General features: G+C 70.8%; 22 protein-coding genes. 13 read left to right on the top strand and 9 right to left on the bottom strand.

Translation table 11 applies throughout. The annotated features are described in order from the left end of the window. Positions 1-26 precede the first annotated feature (26 nt). Positions 27-2300 carry an ATP-binding protein gene (locus HPY32_RS45570; RefSeq protein ID WP_067593196.1) on the top strand — a complete coding sequence of 758 codons (2274 nt, stop codon included), beginning with the start codon at positions 27-29 and terminating at the stop codon, positions 2298-2300. Positions 2301-2304: 4 nt separating this feature from the next. Here HPY32_RS45570 and HPY32_RS05295 read toward each other — a convergent pair whose 3' ends face one another. Beyond that, a complete protein-coding gene (locus HPY32_RS05295) occupies positions 2305-2823 on the bottom strand; it encodes a DinB family protein (protein ID WP_067593198.1) in 519 nt (172 codons plus the stop codon). A gap of 121 nt (positions 2824-2944) precedes the next feature. Here HPY32_RS05295 and HPY32_RS05290 point away from each other — a divergent pair, with 121 nt between their 5' ends. Continuing rightward, a complete protein-coding gene (locus HPY32_RS05290; protein ID WP_067593200.1) occupies positions 2945-3988 on the top strand; it encodes a DUF2961 domain-containing protein in 1044 nt (347 codons plus the stop codon). A gap of 27 nt (positions 3989-4015) precedes the next feature. Here the strand turns inward: HPY32_RS05290 and HPY32_RS05285 are convergent, their stop codons facing one another. Next, a complete protein-coding gene (locus HPY32_RS05285) occupies positions 4016-7765 on the bottom strand; it encodes an nSTAND1 domain-containing NTPase (protein WP_171982722.1) in 3750 nt (1249 codons plus the stop codon). A 289-nt stretch (positions 7766-8054) separates the two neighbouring features. On the opposite strand from HPY32_RS05285, the gene HPY32_RS05280 reads away from it, so the two are divergent. From HPY32_RS05280 to HPY32_RS05255, 6 genes are all read left to right on the top strand, one after another. Beyond that, on the top strand, positions 8055-8249 hold the full coding sequence (locus HPY32_RS05280; RefSeq protein WP_156674676.1) for a hypothetical protein: 195 nt from the start codon (positions 8055-8057) through the stop codon (positions 8247-8249). A 71-nt stretch (positions 8250-8320) separates the two neighbouring features. Beyond that, complete coding sequence (locus HPY32_RS05275) at positions 8321-8869, top strand: MauE/DoxX family redox-associated membrane protein (protein ID WP_067593205.1); 549 nt, start codon at positions 8321-8323, stop codon at positions 8867-8869. Between the two features lie 29 nt (positions 8870-8898). Then, entirely contained in the window at positions 8899-9444 is a 546-nt protein-coding gene (locus HPY32_RS05270; protein WP_067596177.1) for a thioredoxin domain-containing protein, read from the top strand. Beyond that, positions 9441-9893 carry a S26 family signal peptidase gene (locus tag HPY32_RS05265; protein ID WP_067593208.1) on the top strand — a complete coding sequence of 151 codons (453 nt, stop codon included), beginning with the start codon at positions 9441-9443 and terminating at the stop codon, positions 9891-9893. The genes HPY32_RS05270 and HPY32_RS05265 overlap by 4 nt, the downstream gene beginning before the upstream one ends. Then, positions 9890-11650, top strand: coding sequence for an ABC transporter ATP-binding protein (locus HPY32_RS05260; protein ID WP_067593211.1), 1761 nt, complete (start codon positions 9890-9892; stop codon positions 11648-11650). The genes HPY32_RS05265 and HPY32_RS05260 overlap by 4 nt, the downstream gene beginning before the upstream one ends. A gap of 79 nt (positions 11651-11729) precedes the next feature. Next, positions 11730-12884 carry an NAD(P)/FAD-dependent oxidoreductase gene (locus HPY32_RS05255; protein WP_231951838.1) on the top strand — a complete coding sequence of 385 codons (1155 nt, stop codon included), beginning with the start codon at positions 11730-11732 and terminating at the stop codon, positions 12882-12884. On the opposite strand, the gene HPY32_RS05250 is transcribed toward HPY32_RS05255, so the two are convergent. From HPY32_RS05250 to HPY32_RS05230, 5 genes are all read right to left on the bottom strand, one after another. Beyond that, entirely contained in the window at positions 12862-13338 is a 477-nt protein-coding gene (locus HPY32_RS05250) for a GNAT family N-acetyltransferase (protein ID WP_067593215.1), read from the bottom strand. The genes HPY32_RS05255 and HPY32_RS05250 overlap by 23 nt on opposite strands. 93 nt (positions 13339-13431) lie before the next feature. Then, positions 13432-13887 carry a hypothetical protein gene (locus HPY32_RS05245; RefSeq protein ID WP_156674677.1) on the bottom strand — a complete coding sequence of 152 codons (456 nt, stop codon included), beginning with the start codon at positions 13885-13887 and terminating at the stop codon, positions 13432-13434. Positions 13888-14038: 151 nt separating this feature from the next. Then, the gene (locus tag HPY32_RS05240; protein ID WP_156674678.1) at positions 14039-14197 is read right to left on the bottom strand and encodes a hypothetical protein; all 159 of its coding nucleotides are present in this window, start codon (positions 14195-14197) and stop codon (positions 14039-14041) included. Between the two features lie 133 nt (positions 14198-14330). Further along, positions 14331-15509, bottom strand: a complete 1179-nt coding sequence (gene tuf / locus HPY32_RS05235; RefSeq protein ID WP_067596179.1) for an elongation factor Tu — start codon at positions 15507-15509, stop codon at positions 14331-14333. 241 nt (positions 15510-15750) lie between these two features. Continuing rightward, positions 15751-16335: a TetR/AcrR family transcriptional regulator gene (locus HPY32_RS05230; protein ID WP_067593219.1), complete on the bottom strand. Its 585-nt coding sequence runs from the start codon at positions 16333-16335 to the stop codon at positions 15751-15753. Positions 16336-16437: 102 nt separating this feature from the next. On the opposite strand from HPY32_RS05230, the gene HPY32_RS05225 reads away from it, so the two are divergent. Together HPY32_RS05225 and HPY32_RS05220 are read left to right on the top strand one after the other, a co-directional pair. After that, positions 16438-17460 (top strand): ornithine cyclodeaminase family protein, encoded by a 1023-nt coding sequence (locus tag HPY32_RS05225; RefSeq protein ID WP_067593222.1) that lies wholly within the window; start codon positions 16438-16440, stop codon positions 17458-17460. A gap of 58 nt (positions 17461-17518) precedes the next feature. Beyond that, positions 17519-17962 (top strand): VOC family protein, encoded by a 444-nt coding sequence (locus HPY32_RS05220; RefSeq protein WP_067593225.1) that lies wholly within the window; start codon positions 17519-17521, stop codon positions 17960-17962. Positions 17963-17996: 34 nt separating this feature from the next. Here the strand turns inward: HPY32_RS05220 and HPY32_RS05215 are convergent, their stop codons facing one another. Together HPY32_RS05215 and HPY32_RS05210 are read right to left on the bottom strand one after the other, a co-directional pair. Continuing rightward, entirely contained in the window at positions 17997-18422 is a 426-nt protein-coding gene (locus HPY32_RS05215; RefSeq protein WP_067593229.1) for a tautomerase family protein, read from the bottom strand. Between the two features lie 41 nt (positions 18423-18463). Next, positions 18464-19165 (bottom strand): SDR family oxidoreductase, encoded by a 702-nt coding sequence (locus HPY32_RS05210; protein ID WP_067593232.1) that lies wholly within the window; start codon positions 19163-19165, stop codon positions 18464-18466. Positions 19166-19273: 108 nt separating this feature from the next. On the opposite strand from HPY32_RS05210, the gene HPY32_RS05205 reads away from it, so the two are divergent. From HPY32_RS05205 to HPY32_RS05195, 3 genes are read left to right on the top strand one after another with little or no spacing between them, the layout of a single operon-like run. Continuing rightward, positions 19274-19876, top strand: a complete 603-nt coding sequence (locus HPY32_RS05205) for a TetR/AcrR family transcriptional regulator (RefSeq protein WP_067593235.1) — start codon at positions 19274-19276, stop codon at positions 19874-19876. Between the two features lie 7 nt (positions 19877-19883). Continuing rightward, on the top strand, positions 19884-20423 hold the full coding sequence (locus HPY32_RS05200) for a cupin domain-containing protein (protein WP_067593238.1): 540 nt from the start codon (positions 19884-19886) through the stop codon (positions 20421-20423). A gap of 51 nt (positions 20424-20474) precedes the next feature. Continuing rightward, positions 20475-21815 carry a cytochrome P450 gene (locus tag HPY32_RS05195; RefSeq protein ID WP_067593241.1) on the top strand — a complete coding sequence of 447 codons (1341 nt, stop codon included), beginning with the start codon at positions 20475-20477 and terminating at the stop codon, positions 21813-21815. Positions 21816-22074: the final 259 nt, after the last annotated feature.

Raw genomic sequence — 22074 nt, 5'->3', positions numbered from 1 at the left:
TCCCTCGTTCACGATACTGTGACGGAATGTCTCGGCGTGTTCTCGGAAACCTCCCCGCCGAGGTCACCAGTTTCATCGGCCGCCACGACGAATTGGCCGAGGCCCGGGATCTGCTGTCGGCCACCCGCGTGCTGACCATGCTGGGGCCGGGCGGTGTCGGGAAGACCCGGCTGTCGCGGCAGGTGGGTGCCGCGACGGCGCGGGCGTTCCCGGACGGGGTGTGGCTGGTGGAGCTGGCCGACGTGCGCGACCCGGAGCTGGTGACGCTCGCCGTCGCGGAAACCCTGCGGCTGCGCGACGATACCGCGGCCGCGCTGCCGCGGCTGCTCGACTTCCTCGCGCCGCGGCGGCTGCTGCTGATCCTGGACAACTGCGAACACCTCGTCGACGCCTGCGCGGAGCTGGTGGCCCGCATCGTCGCCGCGACCGCGCAGGTGCGGGTGCTGGCCACCAGCCGGGAGGTGCTGGGCGTGCCGGGCGAGCAGATGATGCCGGTCCGCCCGCTGCCGGTCGCGGCCGACGACAGCGACGCGCTGCGGCTGCTGCTGGCCCGGGTCGGCGCGGCCGATCCGGCCTTCGCCGCCACCCCCGCCAACCGCGCCACGCTCACCGCCATCTGCCGCCGCCTCGACGGCGTCCCCCTGGCACTCGAACTGGCCGCCTTACGCTTTCGCGTCCTGTCCCCCGAACAAATCCTGGACCGCCTCGACGACACCATGGGCCTGCTCCGCGCCGGACCCCGCACCGCCCCGCCCCGTCAGCGCACCATCGCCGACGCCATCGGCTGGAGCTACGACCTGTGCACGCCCTCCGAACAGCAACTGTGGCAACAGCTTTCGGTGTTCTCGGGCGGCCTCGATCTCGATGCCGCCGAAGCAGTGGGTGAGCCCGAGGCAGTGGTCGACACTCTTGCTGGGCTGGTGGACAAATCGGTGCTGATTCGGCGCGATGACGGTGCGGTTGCCAGATACACCATGTTGGAACCGATTCGGCAGTTCGGGTACGACCGGCTGGTGAAGTCGGGGGGCGAGCAGGCGGCGCGGGCTCGGCATCGGGAGTACTACTGTGCGCTGGGGTTGCGGGGGCATCGGGCCTATCGCAGCGGTGATGATCTGCGGTGGTTTCGGCAGCTTTCTCGCGAGCATGCGAATATTCGTGCGGCACTGCAATTTTCGCTGGCCGACTCGCCCGCCGTGGCGTTGGAGACGGCGACGGCGCTGCGGCCGTTCTGGGAGCACTACCGGTTCTTGTCCGAGGGATACCGGTGGCTGACCGACGCGCTGGAGCGGGCGCCCGAGCCGACACCCGAACGGGCGCGGGCGTTGTCGTCGGCGGCCTCGCTGGCGGCGCTGCTGTCGGATCGGGAGTCGGCGGCGCGGCTGATCGAGGACTGCCGGACGCTGGCGATGGAGTTGGGCGCGGCCGATATTCTGGCCGAGGCGCGGCTGGGGACCGCGCTGATCGCATTCACCGACGGCGACACCGCGACCGCGTTCGCGCTCAGCGAGCAGGCCGCCGCGCTGGCCCGCGAATCCGCGCGGCCCTCGCTCGAAATGGACAGTCTCTCCTTCGGTTTCATGTGCGCGACGCTGCTGGAGGACGAGCGGTCCACCGCCGTCGCGGCCGCGCTGCTGGCCGTCACCGCCGAGCACGGGCCGCGGCTGATGGGCGGGCTCGCGCACTGGACGGCCGGGATCGACCGGTGGCGGCACGGGGATCAGGACGCGGCCGCGCGGTTCCTGCGGCGGGCCATCGAGATGTTCGCCCAATTCGATCGATGCGTATGGCTCGCTTCGGCTTTCGACGGCATGGCCTGGTCGGCGGCCGCCCGCGGCGAGCCGGTACGGGCGGCACGGCTGATGGGCGCGGCGCAGAGCCTGGAGCTGAGCAGCGTGCGGCTGGCGCAGGCCATTACCGGCGCGGTCGGCGAGAAGGTGCGCGCCCGGGTGCGAACGGCGCTGGGCGAGGACGGTTTCCGGGCCGCCGTGGCGGCCGGTGCGGCGCTGCCGCTGCCCGCGGCCATCGACTACGCGCTCGAGCGCGCACCCGCCGCCGCGGAACCGGTGCGGCCCGACCCGATCGACCGCGATCCGTACCTGCGCCGGGGCGCGGACATGCTCACCCGCCGGGAGAAGGAGGTGGCCCGGCTGATCGCCGCCGGATACAGCAACAAGCGCATCGCCGCCGAACTGGTCATCTCCGTCCGCACGGCGGAAACCCACGTCGAGCACATTCTCACCAAGCTGGGCTTCGGCTCGCGGACCCAGGTCGCGGGCTGGGTGCGCGACCACGCGCTGTGAGCCCTCAGTCCCCCGTCGTGCCGTCGATGCGTTCGCGCAGCAGGTCGGCGTGGCCGTTGTGCCGGGCGTACTCCTCGATCACGTGCATATAGACCCAGCGCAGGGTGAGTTCGCCGTAGCGGGGATGGGCGAAGGTGTGGTCGAGCGCGAGGTCGGCGACCGCTTTGTCGCACAGGTCGAGCTCGGTGCGGTGCAGCGCGAAGTCGATCGCCGCCTCGGCCGCGTCGACATCGTCGAAGTCGCCATCGATATTGTCCCCGACGCAGTACAGGTAGCTCAGGTCGGCGCCGGTCGCCCGGATCCGGAACCAGGCGCGCTCGACCTCGGTCATGTGCCGCACCAGCCCCAGCAGCGACAGCGACGACGGCGCCACGCTGCGCCGCGCCAGCTGCTGGCCGGTCAGGCCCGCGCATTTGTGCAGCAGCGTCTGCCGGTGGTAGTCCAGCCAGTGCCGCAGCATGGCGCGCTCGCCCGCGATGCCGCTGGGGTCCTGCCGGTCGATCTCCGGCGCTGTCCACGTCATGAAACGGACTGTAGCGGAACGGCTCTGCCCGGTCAGCGCATTTTCCGCCGCCGCCGAACCGGTACGAAACGGTCCGGCGATTCGCGCCCGAGTCGGGCGATAAGGTGGGAGCATCGGGTGAATGCACGAGATATGGCGGATCGATCAGAGCCGAACCCGCTCGATCAGTGCGGAGAACCCCACCGGGGCACCGGGGCAGGGCGGGCGCGCGACGACGGGCACCGGGGCGGACGCGGCCCGAGACCTGGGCATCGGCTGGAAGATATCACCCTCGATCAAGCTCGATTCGGGGCAGACGGCGACCCTGGCCGATATCGCCGGACCGGCCATCATCAGGCATTTCTGGCTGACCACCGACCGGAGCGCGCTTCAGCAGTTGCAGTTGCGCATGTACTGGGACGGCGACGCCACCCCGGCCGTGGATGTGCCGCTGGGCTCGTTCTTCTGCAATGCGTGGGGCCAACTGGCGCTGATGAATTCGGAGATGATGGTGGTCGCGCCGGCGGGCGGGCTGAACAGCTACTGGCCCTTGCCGTTCCGCTCGCACGCGACGATCACCCTCACCAACGACAGCGATCACAGCGTGTTCGTCTACTACCAGGTGACCTATCTGGAGCAGGACGTGCCGCGCGAGGCGGGCTACCTGCAGGCCAGCTGGCAGCGCCAGAATCCGTTGGGGCATCCGGCCATTCACACCATCCTCCCCGACACACCGGGTCCGGGCCGGTATGTCGGCACCTACCTGGCCATCCAGCCGAACGCGCCGGGCTGGTGGGGCGAGGGCGAGATGAAGTTCTACATGGACGGCGACACCGAATTCCCCACCATCTGCGGCACCGGCACCGAGGACTACTTCGGCGGCGCCTGGAACATGGACATGGGCAACGGCGTCTACACCACCTACTCCACGCCGTATCTCGGTTTCCTCCAGGCCATTCCGCCCGACCAGATCTATCAGCCGACGCAGCAGTTCGGCCTGTTCCGGTGGCACGTGCGCGATCCCATCTGCTTCGACCGGAGCCTGCGCGTCACCATCCAGGCGCTGGGCTGGGGCACCGAGGGCCGCTATCTGCCGCTGGAGAACGCGGACATCGGGACGACGGCCTTCTGGTACCAGCACCGGGTGGTCCTGGGACAGCGCCAGCGCTCGGCGCGGACCGAATAGCGCCGGGCCGCAGCCGAACTCGCTCCCCTAGTCGGGGCAGGGCGGGCGGTAGGGCAGCTCGGGGACGTAGTGCCGCCACAGCTCCGGGGGCAGCGCGCCGCGGGTGGTGGCGCAGACGCGCCGGGCGGCCGAGTCGGTGTCGTCGAGGGAGAACCCGATGGCGCGATCGTCGCCTGCGCTGGCCAGGATGTGGCCGTCGGGGCTGTAGGCCGCGTTGAGGAGATGGCCGGTGTGGCCCGCCGACAACGGGATTCCCCGGGCCGACGCGTGCGCGGGGTCGGCGACGTTCCACAGCCGGAGCGTCCCGTCGTCGCTCGCGCTGGCCAGGGTGCGGCCGTCCGGGCCGAAGCCCACCCAGGTGACCTGATCGGTGTGACCGGTGAGCGGATTGCCGACCAGCGCCGGGTGGTTCGGGTCGGCGACGCGCCACAGCTGCACGGTGTGACCGGCCCCGGCGACGGCCAGCAACTGCCCCGACGGCGCGAAGTCCGCCCACAGCAGCCCGTCCGAATCGGTGGTCGTGATCGGTTGCAGCGCACGGGGTTCGGCCGGGTCGCGAACGTCCCACAGCCGGATCTTCTGGTCGTTGCCGACGGCGGCGAGCAGATGCCCGTCCGGGCTGAACCCGGTCCATCGGACGAGTGGCGGGGTATCGGTGACGGTGGCCAGCGGTCGCGGGGCGGCGGGATCGCCGACGTCCCACAACCGGATCGTGCCCGGCCCGCCGTCGGTGGCGAGCACCCGCCCGGTGGGGTCGAAGGCCAGCGCCTCGTCCGAATCTCCCTGTCCGGCAGGCACTGTCGCCCAGAGCCCGGCGTGGTTCGGGTCGGCGACGTTCCACAGCCGCGCGGTATGGTCACGGCCGGTGCTGGCGAGCAGGCGACCGCCGGGGGCGTAGGCCACGGCGGTGACACCCGCGGTGCGGCCGGTGAGCGGTTCCCCGATCGGGCTGGGGCGCAGGGGATTTCGGACGTCCCAGAGCCGCACGGTGGCGTCCTCGCCGGTGCTGACCAGGGTCTGCCCGTCCGGGGTGAAGGCGAGCGCGGTGATCATCCCGGTGTGCCCGACCAGCGGCGGGCCCAGGGCGACCGGATGCGCCGGATCGGCGAGGTTCCACAGCCGCACCACGTTCTCGGCCCCGCCCGCGGCGAGCGTGCGGTCGTCGGCGCTGAACGCCACGGCGAGCAGGGTATTGGAGGATCCGGTCAGCGGCGGCGCCAGCGCCACCGGGTGCGCCGGATCGCGAATGTCCCACAGCCGCACGGTGTTGTCGTCGCCGACGCTGGCGAGCATGCGCCCGTCATGGCTGAACGCCGCCGCGTAGACGACGGCATTGTGGGCGGTCAGCGGCGGGGCCCACGGGGTGGGGTGGCCGGGGTCGGCGACGTTCCACAGCCGCAGCGTGTGATCGTGGCCCGCGCTGGCGACGGTCCGGCCGTCCGGGCCGATCGTCGCGGAGGCGACCGACTCGGTGTGCCCGACCAGCGGCGGCCCGAGCGGGGCGGGATGGGCGGGGTCGGCGACGTCCCACAGCCGCAGCGTGTGATCGTAGCTCGCGGTCACCAGGATTCGGCCGTCGCCGCTGAAGGAGACCGAGAAGACGTAGCCCTCGTGCCCGACCAGCGGCGGCGCCCAGGGCAGCGGATGCGCGGGGTCGGTGACGTTCCACAGCCGCGCGGTCCGGTCGCGGCTCGCGCTGGCGAGGGTGTGCCCGTCGGGGCTGAAGGCCAGCCAGTACACCCAGTCGGTGTGGCCGAGCAGCGGCGGCCCGAGCGGCCGGGGGCGGCCGGGATCGGTGATGTCCCAGAGCCGAATGGTCTTGTCGCCGGAGCCGGTGGCCAGGGTGTGCCCGTCCGGGCTGACGGCGACGGCATAGACCGGCCCGGTGTGCGCGGTGAGCGCGGTCGACAGGGCGGTATCGCGGGAATCGATGAGCGCGGTAGCGGATTCGGCGCTGGGGCTCAACCGGTGCGCCACCAGGTCGAGCTGTGCGGCGAGGGCCGAATCGCGGCCCTTCATCTGATCGGCCTCGGCGAGCACCTGCCCGGCCACGGCGCGGTCGCGTTGCGCGCGGGCGTTCGAACCCTGTTGGAAGGCAACGACCGCCGCGCCGGACGCGGCGAGCGCGAGCACGGTCAGCAGGGCGACCGCGGCCCGCCGCAGCCGGATCAGCCGCCGCTGCTGCCGGGCCGAGGCGGCGAGGAAGTCCCGCACCTGGCCGCCGAGCAGCATGTCGTCGCCGTGGTTTCGGACCCACTCGACGGCGGTCGCCAACCGGCCGCCCCGATACAGGATGCCGGGGTCGCGGTGCTCCCGGATCCAGGCCGCGGTGGTGTCGAGCAGTTGCTGATGGGTACGGAGCCCGGCGCGGTCGCCGTCGAGCCAGCCGCGCAGCCGGGGCCACGCCTGGAGCAGCGCCTCGTGGGTGATCTCGACCGACCCGGCGTCGAGGGTGACCAGCCGGGCGCGGGCCAACTCCTCGAGGATCGGACCGGCCTCGGCGGGAAGCGAATCCGCCGCGACCCGGCGCTTGGTGTCCTCGGTGGCCTCGCCCAGCGCGACCAGGCGCAGCAGGGTGGCGCGCAGCAGGCGCTGCCGGGGCGGTGACATCGCGCTGTAGATGGTCTCGGCGGTCTGGGCGAGGGCGTGCCGGATGCCGCCCGCCGCCTCGTATCCGGCCAGGGCGAGGCTGTTGCCGCGGCGGCGGCGCCAGGTCTCGCGCATGGCATGCGATACCAGCGGCAGGACGGTGGCCTGCCCGGCGGTGTCGGCAATGATCCGGGCCAGCAGCGCGCCCTCCACCGTGCACTGGGCATCGGCCGCCGGTTGCACGACGGCCCTGCGCAATTCCTCGGTGCTCATCGGGCCGACCAGCAGTTGGGCGTCGTGCAGCGCGTCGACCAGGTCGGGATGCTGCCCGCAGCGCGCGTAGAAGTCGGCCCGGACCCCGAGGATCACCCGGGTGCGGCTGTTGGCGGCCCGGACCGCGGTCAGCAGGGCGGCGAGGAAATCCGCTCGCTCGCCATGGTTGTCGCACAGCGTGAACAGTTCCTCGAACTGGTCCACCACGATCAGCAGATCGACGTCGTCGGGGTGGGTGGCCAGCGCCTGGAGCACGCTCAGGTGCACCGCGCGCGGGTTCTCGGCGGTTTCGCGGCAGATCGTCGCCGCGGATTGGGAACCGAGGGCGGCCACGTGGGCGGCGCACTCCTCGAGCGGGTGCGGTCCCGGCGTGAAAAGCAGTGTCGGCCAACCATTTACCGCGCGGCCGGTATCGCCGCGCCGGATGCGGGGCAGCACACCGGCGCGCAGCAGCGAGGACTTTCCCGACCCCGACGCACCGAAGACCGCCAGGAATCGCTGCCGCCGAATGCGGGAGACGACCTCGTCGGTGAGTCGTTCGCGGCCGTGGAACCGGTCGGCGTCGTCCGGCTGGAACGGCGCCAAACCCACGTAGGGGCAGGCGGATTCGCGTCCGGGCGGTTCGCCGTCGCGCGTATCCCGGGCGGCATCGGTCGATTCGGCGGCCACCTCGTGCCAGCGGGCCTCCCACTGCGCGGTGTCGCCCCCGCAGGCCCGCACGTAGGCCAGCGTGATGGCCAGGCTGGGTAGTTTGCGCCCGCTGGCGGCGTCGGCCAGCGCCGACGGGGAGAACATGGCGTCGCGCGCCAGCTGCCGATACGGCGGGCTCCCGGCCTGTTTGCGGAGTTGTCGCAGGTCGATGGCGAATCGGGCCATCGCCCCGTCGTCTCGGATCGGTTGCTCGCGCCGCGGCATCGCGCCCCCCTCGGCCTTTCTCCGCACCATTGTCCGACGCGGGTTGTCCACGGTCCAACCCCTACGTGGACAACGGGATTCGACGTACCGCCCGGTCCGCCCGGGCGCACCGGGCCGCGGCGTGATTGTCCGGTCATTGTTGTCCGCCGATCGGGCCCCGACCGCGAACAATCGTCCCGGCGTAGAACCGGTCCATCGGTACTCGGCGTGACCGAGAGGGGGTGGGCACACACGCGGGGATAACGACCCGATTCCGGAAACACACTTCTTCGAAAATCAGGAGGCAACCGTGTACGGCCTGATGGAAACCATGGGGAGCAGGCTCCTCGACAGGTTCGTGCCGCGCATCGAGGCGTCGGCGATGGCATTCAACCAGTGTTGCGGCAGCGTGTGCTGCTGGGACGACTGCTGGCAGTGCGCCCATGACAAGTGCTGCGTCGACACCAGCACCGGCGCACTGACCTGCGGGACAGGCTCCTGCTGACATCCGTTCGGAACACGGGGACATCGGCTTTCCGGAGAAACCGATGTCCCCTCGCAGAGACGAGTTCTCCCATGCAGTATTTCGTCCTCGGCATCCGGGGCCTGATCGGTGCCGTATTCCTGGCGGCGTTCCTCGGCAAGGTCGCGGGCCGAGAAGCATTCGGTGAGTTCGCCGGGTCCGTGCGTGACATGCGTTTGCTACCAGCCGGTTTCGTCCGTCCGGTGGCCCGGCTCGTGGTCGGGATCGAAGGCTCGATCTGGCTGCTGCTGACAGTTCCGGTGCGGCTCACCGGCATCGTGGGGTTGTCGGTCGCGGCCGCACTGCTGGGGGTGTTCGCGCTCGGTGTGCACCACAGCGTGCAGCGCGACGTTCGCACTCCCTGCCGCTGTTTCGGCAGGACCGCCACTCCCCTGGGTCCGCGGCACGTGGCGCGAAATGTGTTGCTGGGCATTGCCTCGGCCGCGGGCGCGCTGGGGACCGCTCCGGCGGGACCCGCACAGCTTGGCGGTGCCGCGGTGGCGGTGACCGGCGGCGTGCTGCTCGGATTGCTGATCGCGGCGCTCGACGATGTCGTCGAGTTGTTCCGTCCGGTGACCCCGGCGGCACCTCACTCTCGTTGATTATCAAGCGAATCGAAAAGGATACCGAGATGGTCTTCCTCATTGCGGCGGTCGTCCTGGTGGGCGCGGTCTGCGCTCTCGACCTGCTGCTCACCCTGGGCGTGGTCAAACGGCTACGCGAGCACACGGCACTGCTGGCGGCACGGATGCCCGCGATCGGCGCGCCGAACATCGAAATCGGCATGGAGATCGGCGAATTCGCGACGGTCACGGTGGACGGCACGCCGCTGATTCCCGAATCGCTGCGCACCGACACGCTCGTCGGATTCTTCACGCCCGACTGCCGACCCTGCCGGGAGACGCTGCCGAAGTTCGTCGAGTACGCCAGGGCGGTGCCCGGCGGCCGGGACCGCGTCCTGGCCGTCGTGGTCGGCGACGCGGGCGAGGCCGGGGATATGGTCGCCGACCTCATCCCGGTCGCCCGCGTGGTGGCCGAGGGCGACGGCGGCGAACTGACCCGCGCCTTCCGCATGGTGCACTTCCCGAGCGCGCTGACGGTCGCACCGAACGGCAATGGCAGGCTCACCGTCACGACCGACCGGGTGGAGCTGGATCAGCCGCCCGTCCCGGCATGAACAGGCCGCTGCTCCGCGGGGTCCCGGTGCTGGTGCTCGGCCTCGCCCTGGCCCGCGCGGTGCTGGGACGCCGCTTCGTCGCGGTCACCGTCCGCGGGGCCAGCATGGAGCCGACCTACCGGCACGGGGATCGAGTCCTGGTGCGCCGCACCGCCGTTGCCGGACGCGGTCAGGTGGTGGTCGTCGGGGAGGGTGGGGCCGCGCACCCACCGCTCGGATCGCGGCCGTGGCAGATCAAGCGGGTGGCCGGGATCTCGGGCGACCCGGTGCCCCGCGAGTGCGCCTCCGCGCTGACGGGGCTGCGGCCGTCCGATCGGGTGCCGGACGGCAAGCTGGTGCTGCTCGGCGACAATCCGCGAGTCAGCGTCGACTCGCGGCAGCAGGGATATTTCCCGGCGGACTGGGTGCTGGGCACCGTGATCCGTCCGCTGTCCGGCGGGTCCCGATGACCACGCCGCCGACGGTGTCCGTGCGGCGGATCGCGCGCCTGTTCCGGCGGCACCGGTGGCGGCTGCTGATCGTGTGCGCCTTGATCGCGTGCTCGTCGGTGACGTCGCTGGTCTCGCCGTTCCTGTTGCGCGCGATCCTGGATGTGGCGCTGCCGCACGGCCGGACCGGGCTGCTGTCGCTGCTGGCGCTGGGCATGGTGGGCGTGACGATCGTGAATTCCTGCCTGTCGGTGGGGCAGGTGTATCTGTCCACGCTGGTGGGGCAGCGGATCATGCACGACCTGCGCAGCGCGGTGTATGCGCGGTTGCAGCGAATGTCGTTGGCGTTCTTCACCCGTACCCGCACCGGCGACATCCAGTCGCGGATCGCCAACGACATCGGCGGCATGCAGGCCACCGTGACCAATACCGCCACCCTGCTGGTCTCCAGCGTCACCACGGTGGTGGCCGGGGTGGCGGCGATGCTGGCGCTGGACTGGCGGTTGACGATCGCCGCGCTGTGCCTGCTGCCGGTGTCCGCGCGGGTGTCCTGGCGGGTCGGCGGGCAGCGCAAGGACATCATCGCGCTGCGGCAGCGGCACCTGGCCACGCTGACGTCGCTGGTGCAGGAGTCGTTGTCGGTCAGCGGGATTCTGCTGTCCCGGGCGGTGGGCCGGTCCGGGGAACTGACCCGGCGGTTCGCCGAGGGCTCGGCCACGCTGGCCGATCTGGAGGTGCGCGCCAGCATGGCCGGGCAGTGGCAGCAGTCCGGGGTCTCCGTCGTCCTGGCGGCAATGCCGACGGCCATGTACTGGGTGGCGGGGATGACCGCGACCCACGGCCGCCCGATGGTGTCGATCGGCACCCTGGTCGCCTTCACCACCTTGCAGCAGGGGTTGCTGGGTCCGACGATGTCGCTGTTGCAGATGGGGGTCGCGGTGCGCGGCTCGACCGCGCTGTTCGAGCGGGTCTTCGAGTATCTGGATCTTCCCGTCGATGTACCGGAGCCGCAGAATCCATTGCGGCCGAGCGTTGTTCGCGGTCATGTGCGCCTGGAGGACGTCGCGTTCCACTACGACGGATCGACGCCCGCGCTGTGGGATATCAGCGTCGATGTTCCGGCCGGGACGAGCCTGGCGGTGGTCGGGGCGACCGGCGCGGGCAAGACCACGCTCGGCTATCTGGTGCCCCGGCTGTACGACGTCACGGCGGGGCGGGTCACGCTGGACGGATACGACGTGCGGGAGCTGAGTTTCGACACGCTCGCCGCCGCAATCGGTGTCGTCTCCCAGGAGACCTATCTGCTGCACGCGTCCGTGGCCGACAACCTCCGTTTCGGGCGGCCCGACGCCACCCGGGACGAGCTGATCGCCGCGGCGCGGGCGGCGCACATCCACGACCTGATCGCCTCGCTGCCCGACGGATACGACACGATCGTCGGTGAGCGCGGCTACCGCTTCTCGGGCGGGGAACGCCAGCGCCTCGCCATTGCCCGCACCCTGCTGCGCAATCCGCCCGTCCTGGTGCTCGACGAGGCTACCAGCGCCCTGGACACCGCGACCGAGCGGGCGGTGCAGGAGGCGGTCGACGCGCTCGCCGCCGGGCGCACCACCATCACCATCGCGCACCGCCTGTCCACCATTCGCGACGCCGACCAGATCGTGGTCCTGCACGAGGGGCGGATCGTGGAACGCGGGACCCACGAACACCTTCTGGCCCAGGGCGGCCGGTACGCGGCGCTGGTGCGCAAGGACCACCGGTACGCGGCCGCGCTGTGACCGGCACCACACGATGTCGATGTCACGGTCGGCGTCCGGGCGGTGTCTGCGAGATGTCGGAGAAAACCGATCGGAGGAGGTGGTCGCGTTGGTGCGGGTGGTGGTGGTCGGCGCCGGATACGCGGGCGTGATGGCCGCGAATCGGCTTGCGGCGAAGGGACGTTCGGATGTCGAGGTGACGGTCGTCAATCCCTGGGCGGTGTTCGTGGAACGCATCCGGCTGCACGAGCACGCGGCCGGGACGTCGAATGCGGTGCGGCAGCTGAGGGGTCTGCTGCACCGCGACGTCCGGCTGCGGGTGGCGACGGTGGTCGGCATCGGCGAGCGGGCGGCGCTGCTCGACGACGGGGACGCGCTCGAGTACGACCGGCTGGTCTACGCGGTGGGCAGCACGACGTCGCGAGGCATCGCCGGACACGAGAACGCCTGGGGCATCGCCGATTTCGAGAGCGCCATGGGGTTGCGCGCACGACTGCGGCAGCTGCCGCCGGGGGCGCGGGTCGTGGTGATCGGTGGCGGCGCGACCGGGATCGAGAGCTCGGCCGAAATCGCCTGCCGGTACCCGGATCTGCGGGTCGAGCTGGTCTCGCGGGCGGTCGGAGCCGGGTTGCCGGAGTCCAGCCGTGCGCGAATAGCGCGCAAGCTCACCGGGATCGGCGTGCGGGTGCGGACCGGGTTGCGGGTCACCGGGATTCGCCGGGACGGCATCGATACCGACACCGGCCCGGTGCCCAGTGACTGCACCGTGTGGGCGGGGGCGTTCGGCGTGCCGGATCTGGCGCTGCGCAGCGGGCTGCCGGTGACCGACGACGGCCGGTTGCGGACCGACGACACGCTGGTGTGCGAGGGACATCGGCGGATCGTCGGCGTCGGTGACGCGGTCGCGCCCCCGCCGCGGGTCGGCGCGCATCTGCGGATGAGCTGCCAGGCCGCGATACCGATGGGCGCGCACGGCGCGGATACGACGCTGGCCCTGATCCGGGGCGAACGGCCCGCGCCGGTGTCGATCGGCATGGCCGGGACGGGCATGAGCCTCGGCCGCCGCGACGGATTCATCCAGACCGCGCACCCGGACGACACGCCACGCGAACTCGCCCTGTCCGGGCGGCCCGCGGCATTGCTCAAGGAGCGGGTCTGCCGGTTCACCCTGACGTCGCTGCGGTTCCCGCGCGCCTATCGCTGGCTGCCCGGCCCGGACCCGCTGCCCGCGCCTATCGCGGCCGTGTCCGGGTGAGCGCGCGGCGCATCAGCCGCTCACCGGGATCGTCCGGTGAGCGGCCGATGTCGGTGAAGCCGTGGCGTCGGTAGAGCGCCGCCGCGGGCTCGTTGCCGGTCTTGACCGACAGCACGACCTCGCGCGAATCCGCCCAGCGCACAACGGAAAGCACGGCCGCATCGCCGACACCGCGACCGCGGGCGAACGGCGCCACCCACATCGAGATGAGCTCGACCGTGCCGTCGGCACAGCTACAGGCCGACACCATGCCCGCCGGTTCGCCGTCCAGGTGCAGCACCACATTCAGCGGAACATCGGAAAGGCGTGCGCGCCACCGCTGTTCGGTATCGCCCGCCCCGCTCCACTCCGCAAGCGTGGAACCGAACGCGGCCGCCGACTCGCCGAGCGCCTGCCGCCGCAATCGCCGCCACAGCCGCCAGTCCTCGGCTGTCAGAACCTGCTCTTCGATCATCCGGCCCCCTCATCTCGATCCCCGCGCGAACGTACCATCGTCTGTCTGTGGACAAGTCGACGGTGGCGTGGATCAACGGGGCCGCACTGTCCGTCAGAGGCCGAGGCTCTTCAGGATCGCGCCGATTACCGGGATGGAGTCGGCGCTACCGGTGCCGCCGGGGGTGGGGGTGGTGGTGCAGTTGGGGTCGTTGGCGGCGAGGACGGTGACGGTGGTGGGGCCGATGACGTAGGCCGCGCCCGGTTCGTCGCCGTGCAGGAAGAGGTTGTGGGTGCCGCTGGACGTCGGGGTCCAGGTGACGGTGGCGTCCTGGTTGGGCTCCCACGTCTGCCGCCCGCCGATCACGGTGGAGCCGTCGAGGAAGTAGTAGGAATCGGTGCCGGACTGTAGTTTCGACGACGGCACGGTGAGCGTGTACTGCTGACCGACGCACTGCACCGTTCCCGACACCGTCAGGAACGAATCGTCGGCGTTCGCGGCCCCGGCCGTCGACACCGCGGACGCGGCGACCACCGCGAGCGCGGCCACCCCGGCTACTCGTAGACGCATCAAGACGCACTCCTCATCTGGGGAAATAGCATCAAATAGGTTGTAGCAACCGGATATCGGGACGATCAGCAGCCTTGTTACCCGCCCGCGGAGCCGCCCCCCAGTACCCGCCCGCGCGGAGCGTGGGCGGGTAACCCGCGACCACCGAGGACTACGCGGCCCGGGGAGTGGGCCTGTGTAGATCCTCGTGGAGGCGGCGGTGGGTGGGGCAGCGGTAGGCCGGGCCCGGGGTGACGAAGGCCGGGTCCAGGCGTTGTGCGAAGGTGAGATTGTCGCGGCGCCAGCAGTCGATGCACACGGACTTGTCCATGCCTGCCTCCTCGGGTCATCGTCCATTGAGGACCCTGTGGTGATCGGATTCCCATCGGACTCCGGATTCGAACACCTCTACCCGTTTACTCGCCGGTACGCGGCCGGATTGTTACAACCGGCGGTCCGGCACGCTAGCCGTCGACGGTGAGCACCGAGCCCGCCGCGACGGTCCGGCCGCCCTCGCGGACCGCGAAACCGAGCCCCGGCTCCAGCGGAACCGGTTGCCCCAGTGTCACTGTCGCGTCGACGGTCTCGCCCGGCAGCGCCAACGGCGTCGAGCCGAGCGTGACATCGCCGACGACATCCCCTGTGCGCAGGTAGAACTGCGGCCGGTAGCCGGTGGCGATCGCCGTGCGCCGCCCGCCCTCCGCGGCCGACAGCAGCCGGATCCGCGCGCTGAAGCGGGTGCGCACGGCAATGCTGCCGACCGCGGCGACGACCTGCCCGCGCCGCACCTGCCCCCGCTGCACGCCGCGCAGCAGCAGCGCGACATTATCGCCCGCCTCCGCGAACTCCATTGTCCGGCCGAAGGTTTCGATGCCCGTGACCACCGTCTCCAGCTCCGAGCCGTACCCGAGCACCGCGACCCGATCGCCCGGGCGGACCCGGCCGCGCTCCACCGCACCGGTGACGACGGTGCCGCGCCCGGTAATGGTGAGCACGTTCTCGATCGGCAGCAGGAACGGCGTATCGGTGTAGCGCACCGGCGTGGGAATGTGCGCGTCCACCGCGTCCAGCAGCGCCAGCACCGCCGCCGACCAATACGAATCGCCTTGCAGCGCACGCAATCCGGAGACCGGCACCACCGGGGTGCCCGCGCCGTCGTAGCCGTGCGCGGTCAGCAGCTCGCGGACCTCGAGCTCGACCAGCTCCAGCAGCTCGGCGTCACCGATATCGGCCTTGTTCAGCGCGACCACGATGTGCTCGACGCCGACCTGCCGGGCCAGCAGCACGTGCTCGACGGTCTGCGGCATCACGCCGTCCTGGGCGGACAGCACCAGGATCGCGCCGTCGATCTGCGCGGCGCCGGTGATCATATTCTTCACGAAGTCGGCGTGCCCCGGCATGTCGACGTGCGCGTAATGCCTGGTGGCGGTCTCGTATTCGACGTGCGCGATGGTGATGGTGATACCGCGCGCGACCTCCTCCGGCGCGCGGTCGATCCGCTCGAACGGCACGAACGAGCCGCCGCCGCGCTCGGCGAGGACCTTGGTGATGGCGGCGGTCAGGGTCGTCTTGCCGTGGTCGACGTGACCCATGGTGCCGATGTTCAGGTGCGGCTTGGTGCGAATGTAGGGCTGCTTGGCCATGATCGGGAACCTTCCCCGGAAGTCGTGCATCGGGACCTCGGCGACGAACCACCTCCCCCGCCCGAGATCCCGGAACGTCCCGGAGAAGGTCAGCGTCGTGCGCCGTCGAATGCGACCACCGCGGCAGCGGCCATCGCGCCCGCACCCGCGGGCGAAGCGACGAACAGCTGCCGGAACATGCGAATCATGGTGCCGCCCAGGCCCCGCCGCCCGCCACCGATTTTCCACCGGCCCGGCTCGTCTAGGACGGTCGCTGCGCACCCGGCTCCCGCGCGGGCAGGCCGCGCAGGAGTGTGCCGAGGAACAGGTCGAAGCGGGGGGCGCTGCGGCCGAGATCGAGCGGATTCTCCTGGGTGGCAAGCCAGCTGACGACGGAGGTGATGAAGATGTACCAACTCTGCTCGGCGAGTTCGGGATCGACCCCGGCGTCGGTGAAGGCGGTGACGACCGCGCCGCGCAGCCGCCCGAAGGAGTGGGCGGTGTGGCGGTGCGGGCGCGCGGTGCGGGTGGCGTAGCCGGGGACGGACAGGAAATGGTCGTGCATGGCCCAGGCGACCCGGGCCAGCCATTCCCGCCATTGCCCGCCGCCCGGACCGTCGGGGGGCAGGATGCGGTCGATCATCGCCTCGCTGACGAGATCGAACAGTTCGTCGCGGTTGCGGACCCAGCGGTAGAGGGCGCCGTGGGTGACCTCGAGCCGCGCCGCGAGGTCGCGCATGGTCAGCGTGTCGAGGTTCCCGGCCGAGAACGCGGCGTCGACGATCCGCTCGCGGTTCAGCTGGGCGGGGCGTCCCGGTCGGGGGCGGGCTGTCTCGGCATCGGCCATGGTCGGGACTCTACGAGAGGGTCACCGAACATAGTTAGTGACCATTGGTTACAAACTTGCTAGGCTCGGGGCATCAATCGAACGACGCTGCGAGGAGACACCGTGGAGACGACTCGAATCCCGGCACCGGTGGGCACGACGCTGCTGCTGAGCGACGACGAGGTGCGCCGGGCCACCGATATGACGGCACTGGTCGACGCCATCGAGACCGCGCTCGGCGAGGCGCCCGGGCCGCGGCTGGCCATGCCGCAGCGATCCAATCTGCGGATCGAGGGCACGTTCCTCCGGCTGGCTCCGGCCATCATGGGCGGGGCGGGGGTGTTGGGGCTCAAGATGTTTCACGGCTCGTTCGAGCGCGGGGTCCGATACCTGGTGGTGCTCTGCGATATCGCGACCGGCGCGGTGACGGGCCTGGTCGACGCCGCCTATCTCACGGCCGCGCGCACCGGGGCCACCTCCGGGGTGGCGACCGGGCGGCTGGCCCGGGCCGACGCCCGCACCGTCGGCATTATCGGGGCCGGTCTCGAGGCCGAGACCAATCTCGCCGCGGTGGCTGCCGTGCGGGCGATCCGGCGGGCGAAGGTGTTCAGCCCCAGGCCGTTTCGGCGCGAGGCATTCGCCGAGCGGATGAGCGCGACACTCGGCATCGAGGTCGCGCCGGTCGACTCCGCCCGGGAGGCGGTCGCCGCGACGGATGTGGTGGTGGCCGCGACCAATACCGGATCCGGCGGCCCGGTCGCGCTGCGCGGCGAATGGCTCGAGCCCGGACAGCACGTGGTGTCGATCGGCTCGACGGCACCGGCCCTGCGCGAACTCGACACCGACACCTTCACCCGGGCCGACGCCGTCTGCTTCGACGCCCCACCCGATCTCGTCATCGCCGAGTCGGGCGACATCACGGCCTGGCACGACCTCGATCCCCAGGCGGTCGCGGCCGCGCCCACCCTGACCGCGCTGCTGCGAGACGAGGCTCGGGGCCGACGCCGGGCCGACGACATCACGGTCTTCAAGTCCATCGGCGCCGCCGATCAGGATCTCGCGGCCGCCGTCGCCGTGTGCGAAAGGGCTAGGACCCTCGGAATAGGCACCGAGATCGGCAGCGTCGCCTCACTGAAGACGTTCTGACCGGCTCCTGTCCGATTCGTTCAAGATTCTTCGGCGCGGCCCGCGGTTGACTGGCCGCATGAAAGCCTCCATCGATGCCCTCAGCCTCGCCGTCGACGACGTGGAGCGCGCGATGCGCTTCTACCGCGACGGCCTCGGCCTGTCCACGCCGGGGATCATCGGCACGGAATTCGTTGCGGACCAAGAGAATCCGGGCGGCACCGTCGCCATGTTCACCCTCGACAACGGAATGCTGCTGTCGGTGTACGGGCGCACCGACCTGGCCACCGACGCCGGGGTGCCGCTCGAACGAGTCACCGGCTCCGCCGTCGGCCTGGGCTGGTTCGTCGACAGCAGGGACGAGGTGGACCGGGTGCTCGCCCGCGCCGCGGCGGCGGGCGGCACCATCATCCGCGCGCCGCTGACCCGCCCGTGGGGCATCTACGCGGGCTACTTCGCCGACCCGGACGGCCACCTCTGGGAGGTCGTGTACTTCCTGGACGGCAGCCGCCCGGGGGAATGACACCTCCGTCATCCCGGCATGCTTTTGGCCGGGATCAGTAGTACGGCAGCGGCTTGTTCTCCCGGGCCCAGGTCTGCTCGACCTCGGTGCCCGGCCCCGGCGGGAAGAGACCGGCGATCATCCACAGGTCCCGGGGCGACTCGTAAGTGTGGAATTCCCAATGCAATCCGCGGTCGCGGGTGTAGGGGGCCATGATCTCGTTCAGTCGCTCGGTGGAGCGTTTGCGCAGGGCGGGATCGTCGAGATGGCGGGCCAGGTGTTCGACGACGATCCGCACGGTGTCGGTCGCCTGCTCGCCGCCGACGAAGAACGAGGACTCGTCGACCTCGTCGAATACCACCACGACGTAGAACGCGGGCAGGCCGAAGCCGGTGTAGAAGTCGGTGATGTCCCGGGCGAAATTCTTCTTGTCCGCCTCGGAGTAGGTGTCGGCCGGGTGATAGATGTGCCAGAGCGGCATCGGGTGCGTCCTTCTGAGTCGAAAAGAGTTGTGGGACAGGGTCAGCGGCCGATGGCGAGGGTGAGCCCCTCGACCGGGCCGGACAGCGCGGCCTTCACCCGCCGGGTCGCCTCGTCGACGAGCACCTCGCGCTCGCCGCGCTGCACGCCGTCGAACACCGCGGCGGCGACCCGGGCCGGATCGATCTTCTCGACGTCGAGCCGCCGCACCATGTCGGTGTCCGCGAAGGCCAGATGCACCCCGACCACCTGGGTGTGCTGCGCGGCCAACTCGACGCGCAGCGAATTGGTCAGCGACCAGAACGCCGCCTTGGACGCCCCGTAGGCCGCCGCGCCCGCGCCCCACGACAGCACCGAATGGATGTCGACCAGCGCGCCGCCGCCCCTGGCCGCCAGGATCGGCGCGAACGCCTGCGCGACCCGCAGCGGGCCGAAGACATTGGTCTCGAATGTGGCGATGACATCGGCCATGTCGGCCCGCAGCAGCGGCGCGGGCAGCAGCACGCCCGCGTTGTTGACCACGATGTCGACATCGCGGGCCCGGTCGGCCACCGCCGCGACGGACGCCGCGTCGGTGACATCCAGGGCGAGCGGTTCGATGCGCGGGTTCGCATCGGGCTCGGGCGTGCGGGCCGTCGCATAGACCTTGGCCGCGCCGCGGCGCAGCAGTTCGTCGACGAATGCGCGGCCGAGCCCGCGCCGCCCGCCGGTCACCAGCGCGACCGCGCCCTCGATTCTCGTCATGTCTCTCTCTTCCGGATCGATTCCGCTGACGAAATAGATTATTCTCATCATCTAAACGGATGCGCAAGACTGGAACCGCCCATCGCATCTCGAACGGAAGGGGTTCACGTGCCGCGAGCATCCCGAGCACAGGCCGAGTCGCATCGCAGGGAGGTCCTGGACGCGGCCGCGGCGCAGATCCGCGAGCGCGGGGCCGCCGCGGTGACCGTCCCGGAGGTGATGGCCGCGGCCGGGCTCACCCACGGCGGGTTCTACCGGCACTTCCGCTCCAAGGACGATCTGGTGACGCAGGCGTGCGAGGCCGCCTACGCGGAGAAGATCGGCGAGATGGACCGGATTCGCGCGGACAGCCCGGACGGTCCGGCGGCGCGACGCGCGTTCATCTGGCGCTACCTGTCGGTCGCGCATCGCGACGCGGCCGGGCAGGGGTGCGGTATCGCGGCGCTGGCGGGGGATGTGGCGCGCGCCGAGGCCGAGAGCCCCTTGCGCCCGGCCTATCTCGACGGCATCCGGACCATGCTCGGCAGGCTCGCCGACTTCGGGGAACGCACCGGCGACACGGATCCCGAACTGCTGGTCGAACTGTCGGTGATGGCGGGTGCGCTCATGCTGGCGCGGGCCAGCGCGGGCGACGAACTGTCCACCCGGATCCTCGCTGCCGCCAAGGACTTTCTGATAGGGGCGGACGCGGAGCCCACCGGGCAGTCATGATAAGAGCATGTCGGACACCGGCTTCCAGTCCCCTATACCCGAACGGCCCCTTCCCCCCGACGATCCCGGGCGCTCGCTGACCGTCGCCGATGCGAACACCGGTGCCGGACTTCGACATCTGACACTGTCGGGTGACGTGTACACCATCCTGGTGCCCGGCTCGGCCACCGCCGGGCACTACACCCTGATCGATATGCGGGTGCCGCCGGGTGGCGGCCCGCCCGCGCACCGGCACGACTTCGAGGAGATGTTCACGATCACGGCGGGCCGCATCCGATTCACCTTCCGCGGCACCGACATCGAGGCCGGGGCCGGGCAGACCGTGAACATTCCCGCCAATGCCCCGCACTACTTCCGTAATGCGTCGGAGGAACCGGCCCGCATGCTGTGCATGTGCACCCCGGCCGGGCAGGACGAGTACTTCCTGGCGGTCGGCCTGCCGGTCGCAGACCCGGACAACCCGCCCGCCCTCACCGACGCCGAGCAGGATGGGATCCTCGACCGGGCGCGGCGGCTCGCGCCGAAGTATCGCACCGAGTTTCTCTGAGGTACCGAATTCCCATGACGTAACGCGTGACCCGAACATCCGGGAGGAATCATGCCACCACGTATGAACAGTGCCGCGACCACGATCCCCGGCCCCGACTGCGCGGGCGACGGCTCCGCCGAGATCATGGCCGCGGGCGGGCTGCACAACTATCAGCTGAGATTGCACGCCGAATACGGTCCGGTGGTGCGCTTCCGGCTGCCGGGCGCGGGAACGGCGGTGTCGGTCGCCGATCCGGTGCTGCTGGAGGCGACCGCCCGCATCGATAAACGGCCGGAGAAGTTGTTCGGATTCCTTGCGCCCCTGCAAGAATCGGGGAACCTGCAAACCCTCGACGCGCGCGAGCATGCGCCGTGGCGGCGGGTGCTGCTGTCGGTGCTGGCCGGACGCCCCTCGCACGAGGCGCATTTCGGGCAGTTCGTGGCGCTGGCGGGCGAGCTGGCCGACCGGTGGGCCGAGACCGCCGCGGCCGGGCCCATTGCGCTGCAACGCGATCTCAGCGAGCTGTCGCTGCGCATGATCGGCGCCTACGCCTTCGGCAGCGCGGTGGACTCCCCCGAACAGGCCGGTCGGATCGTGGCGGCGTTCAAGGATGTGCTGACCGAGTATCTGGCGCAACAGAATCGGACCGGCGATGATCACGCACGCCGCCTGCGCGCACAGCGGGCGCTGGCCTATCTCCGCGCCACCGTCGACGAGGTGCTCGCCGTGCACGAGGCCGCCGGCGCGCGCGACGACGGCGGCGATCTGATCGCCGCCCTGGCCGCGGCGGGCCAGTCCGCGGCGCGCATCCGCGACACCGTGCTGATCATCATGCTGGCCGCGCACCACACCACCGGCGTGGCCGTGTCCTGGACGCTGTATCTGCTGGCGCAGCACCCGGATTCGGCCGAGCGCCTGGCCGCGGAGGTGGACCGCGTGCTCGGCGACCGGCCCGCGCCAGGCTACGCGGATATCAAGCGACTGACGTATCTGACCGCGGTGCTGAAGGAGTCGATGCGCCTCTACACGCCGGGCCCCTACGGCGCGCGCGAGACCACCGAGGATATTCGCCTGGGCGACTACACGATTCCCGCCGGAACCACCATCTTCTACCCCTTCCGGGCCGTGCACATGAACCCCGACCATTGGCCGGAGCCCGAGGTCTTCCGGCCCGAACGGTTCGCCCCCGGCCAGGCCGCCCACCGCGCCCGGCTCGCCTACATCCCCTTCGGCCTCGGCCCCCGCAGCTGCGAGGGCGCCACCCTGGCCATGACCGAGGCCCAACTGGTCCTGGCAATCCTGGTGCACCGCTTCCACTTCGAACTCCCCGCCAACCACACGGTAACCCCGATCGAACGCTTCGTCCTGTGGGCAGAGGAGGACATCTTGATGACGGTCATCCCACGCTGACCGTCAATCCGCAAGCCGCGCATCCTCGATAACAGGCATGCCGGTCAGACCGCAGGCCGCGCACCCTCAATGACAGGCATGCTCAGACCGGCTACGTGCGCACTCTCGATGACAGGCATGCCCGTCAGACCGCAAGCCGCGCACCCTCAATGACGGGGCATGCTCAGACCGGCCAAGTGCGCACTCTCGATGACAGGCATGCCCGTCAGACCGCAAGCCGCACGCCCTCAATGACGGGGCATGCTCAGACCGGCCAAGT

The organism is Nocardia terpenica (assembly GCF_013186535.1).
Classification (GTDB): Bacteria; Actinomycetota; Actinomycetes; order Mycobacteriales; family Mycobacteriaceae; genus Nocardia; species Nocardia terpenica.
The sequence above is the reverse complement of the archived record's forward strand: the minus strand, read 5'-3'. Positions and strand labels throughout refer to the sequence as shown.

What these genes read in the sequence shown, in the direction of transcription:
- HPY32_RS05200 (WP_067593238.1), top strand. Translation starts at nt 19,884, where the DNA reads ATGTCGGACACCGGCTTCCAGTCCCCTATACCCGAACGGCCCCTTCCC.
- HPY32_RS05295 (WP_067593198.1), bottom strand. Translation starts at nt 2,823, where the DNA reads ATGACGTGGACAGCGCCGGAGATCGACCGGCAGGACCCCAGCGGCATC.
- HPY32_RS05230 (WP_067593219.1), bottom strand. Translation starts at nt 16,335, where the DNA reads ATGGCCGATGCCGAGACAGCCCGCCCCCGACCGGGACGCCCCGCCCAG.
- tuf (WP_067596179.1), bottom strand. Translation starts at nt 15,509, where the DNA reads ATGGCCAAGCAGCCCTACATTCGCACCAAGCCGCACCTGAACATCGGC.
- HPY32_RS05275 (WP_067593205.1), top strand. Translation starts at nt 8,321, where the DNA reads ATGCAGTATTTCGTCCTCGGCATCCGGGGCCTGATCGGTGCCGTATTC.
- HPY32_RS05250 (WP_067593215.1), bottom strand. Translation starts at nt 13,338, where the DNA reads ATGATCGAAGAGCAGGTTCTGACAGCCGAGGACTGGCGGCTGTGGCGG.
- HPY32_RS05240 (WP_156674678.1), bottom strand. Translation starts at nt 14,197, where the DNA reads ATGGACAAGTCCGTGTGCATCGACTGCTGGCGCCGCGACAATCTCACC.
- HPY32_RS45570 (WP_067593196.1), top strand. Translation starts at nt 27, where the DNA reads ATGTCTCGGCGTGTTCTCGGAAACCTCCCCGCCGAGGTCACCAGTTTC.
- HPY32_RS05245 (WP_156674677.1), bottom strand. Translation starts at nt 13,887, where the DNA reads ATGCGTCTACGAGTAGCCGGGGTGGCCGCGCTCGCGGTGGTCGCCGCG.
- HPY32_RS05220 (WP_067593225.1), top strand. Translation starts at nt 17,519, where the DNA reads ATGAAAGCCTCCATCGATGCCCTCAGCCTCGCCGTCGACGACGTGGAG.
- HPY32_RS05215 (WP_067593229.1), bottom strand. Translation starts at nt 18,422, where the DNA reads ATGCCGCTCTGGCACATCTATCACCCGGCCGACACCTACTCCGAGGCG.
- HPY32_RS05260 (WP_067593211.1), top strand. Translation starts at nt 9,890, where the DNA reads ATGACCACGCCGCCGACGGTGTCCGTGCGGCGGATCGCGCGCCTGTTC.
- HPY32_RS05290 (WP_067593200.1), top strand. Translation starts at nt 2,945, where the DNA reads ATGCACGAGATATGGCGGATCGATCAGAGCCGAACCCGCTCGATCAGT.
- HPY32_RS05210 (WP_067593232.1), bottom strand. Translation starts at nt 19,165, where the DNA reads ATGACGAGAATCGAGGGCGCGGTCGCGCTGGTGACCGGCGGGCGGCGC.
- HPY32_RS05270 (WP_067596177.1), top strand. Translation starts at nt 8,899, where the DNA reads ATGGTCTTCCTCATTGCGGCGGTCGTCCTGGTGGGCGCGGTCTGCGCT.
- HPY32_RS05195 (WP_067593241.1), top strand. Translation starts at nt 20,475, where the DNA reads ATGCCACCACGTATGAACAGTGCCGCGACCACGATCCCCGGCCCCGAC.
- HPY32_RS05285 (WP_171982722.1), bottom strand. Translation starts at nt 7,765, where the DNA reads ATGCCGCGGCGCGAGCAACCGATCCGAGACGACGGGGCGATGGCCCGA.
- HPY32_RS05265 (WP_067593208.1), top strand. Translation starts at nt 9,441, where the DNA reads ATGAACAGGCCGCTGCTCCGCGGGGTCCCGGTGCTGGTGCTCGGCCTC.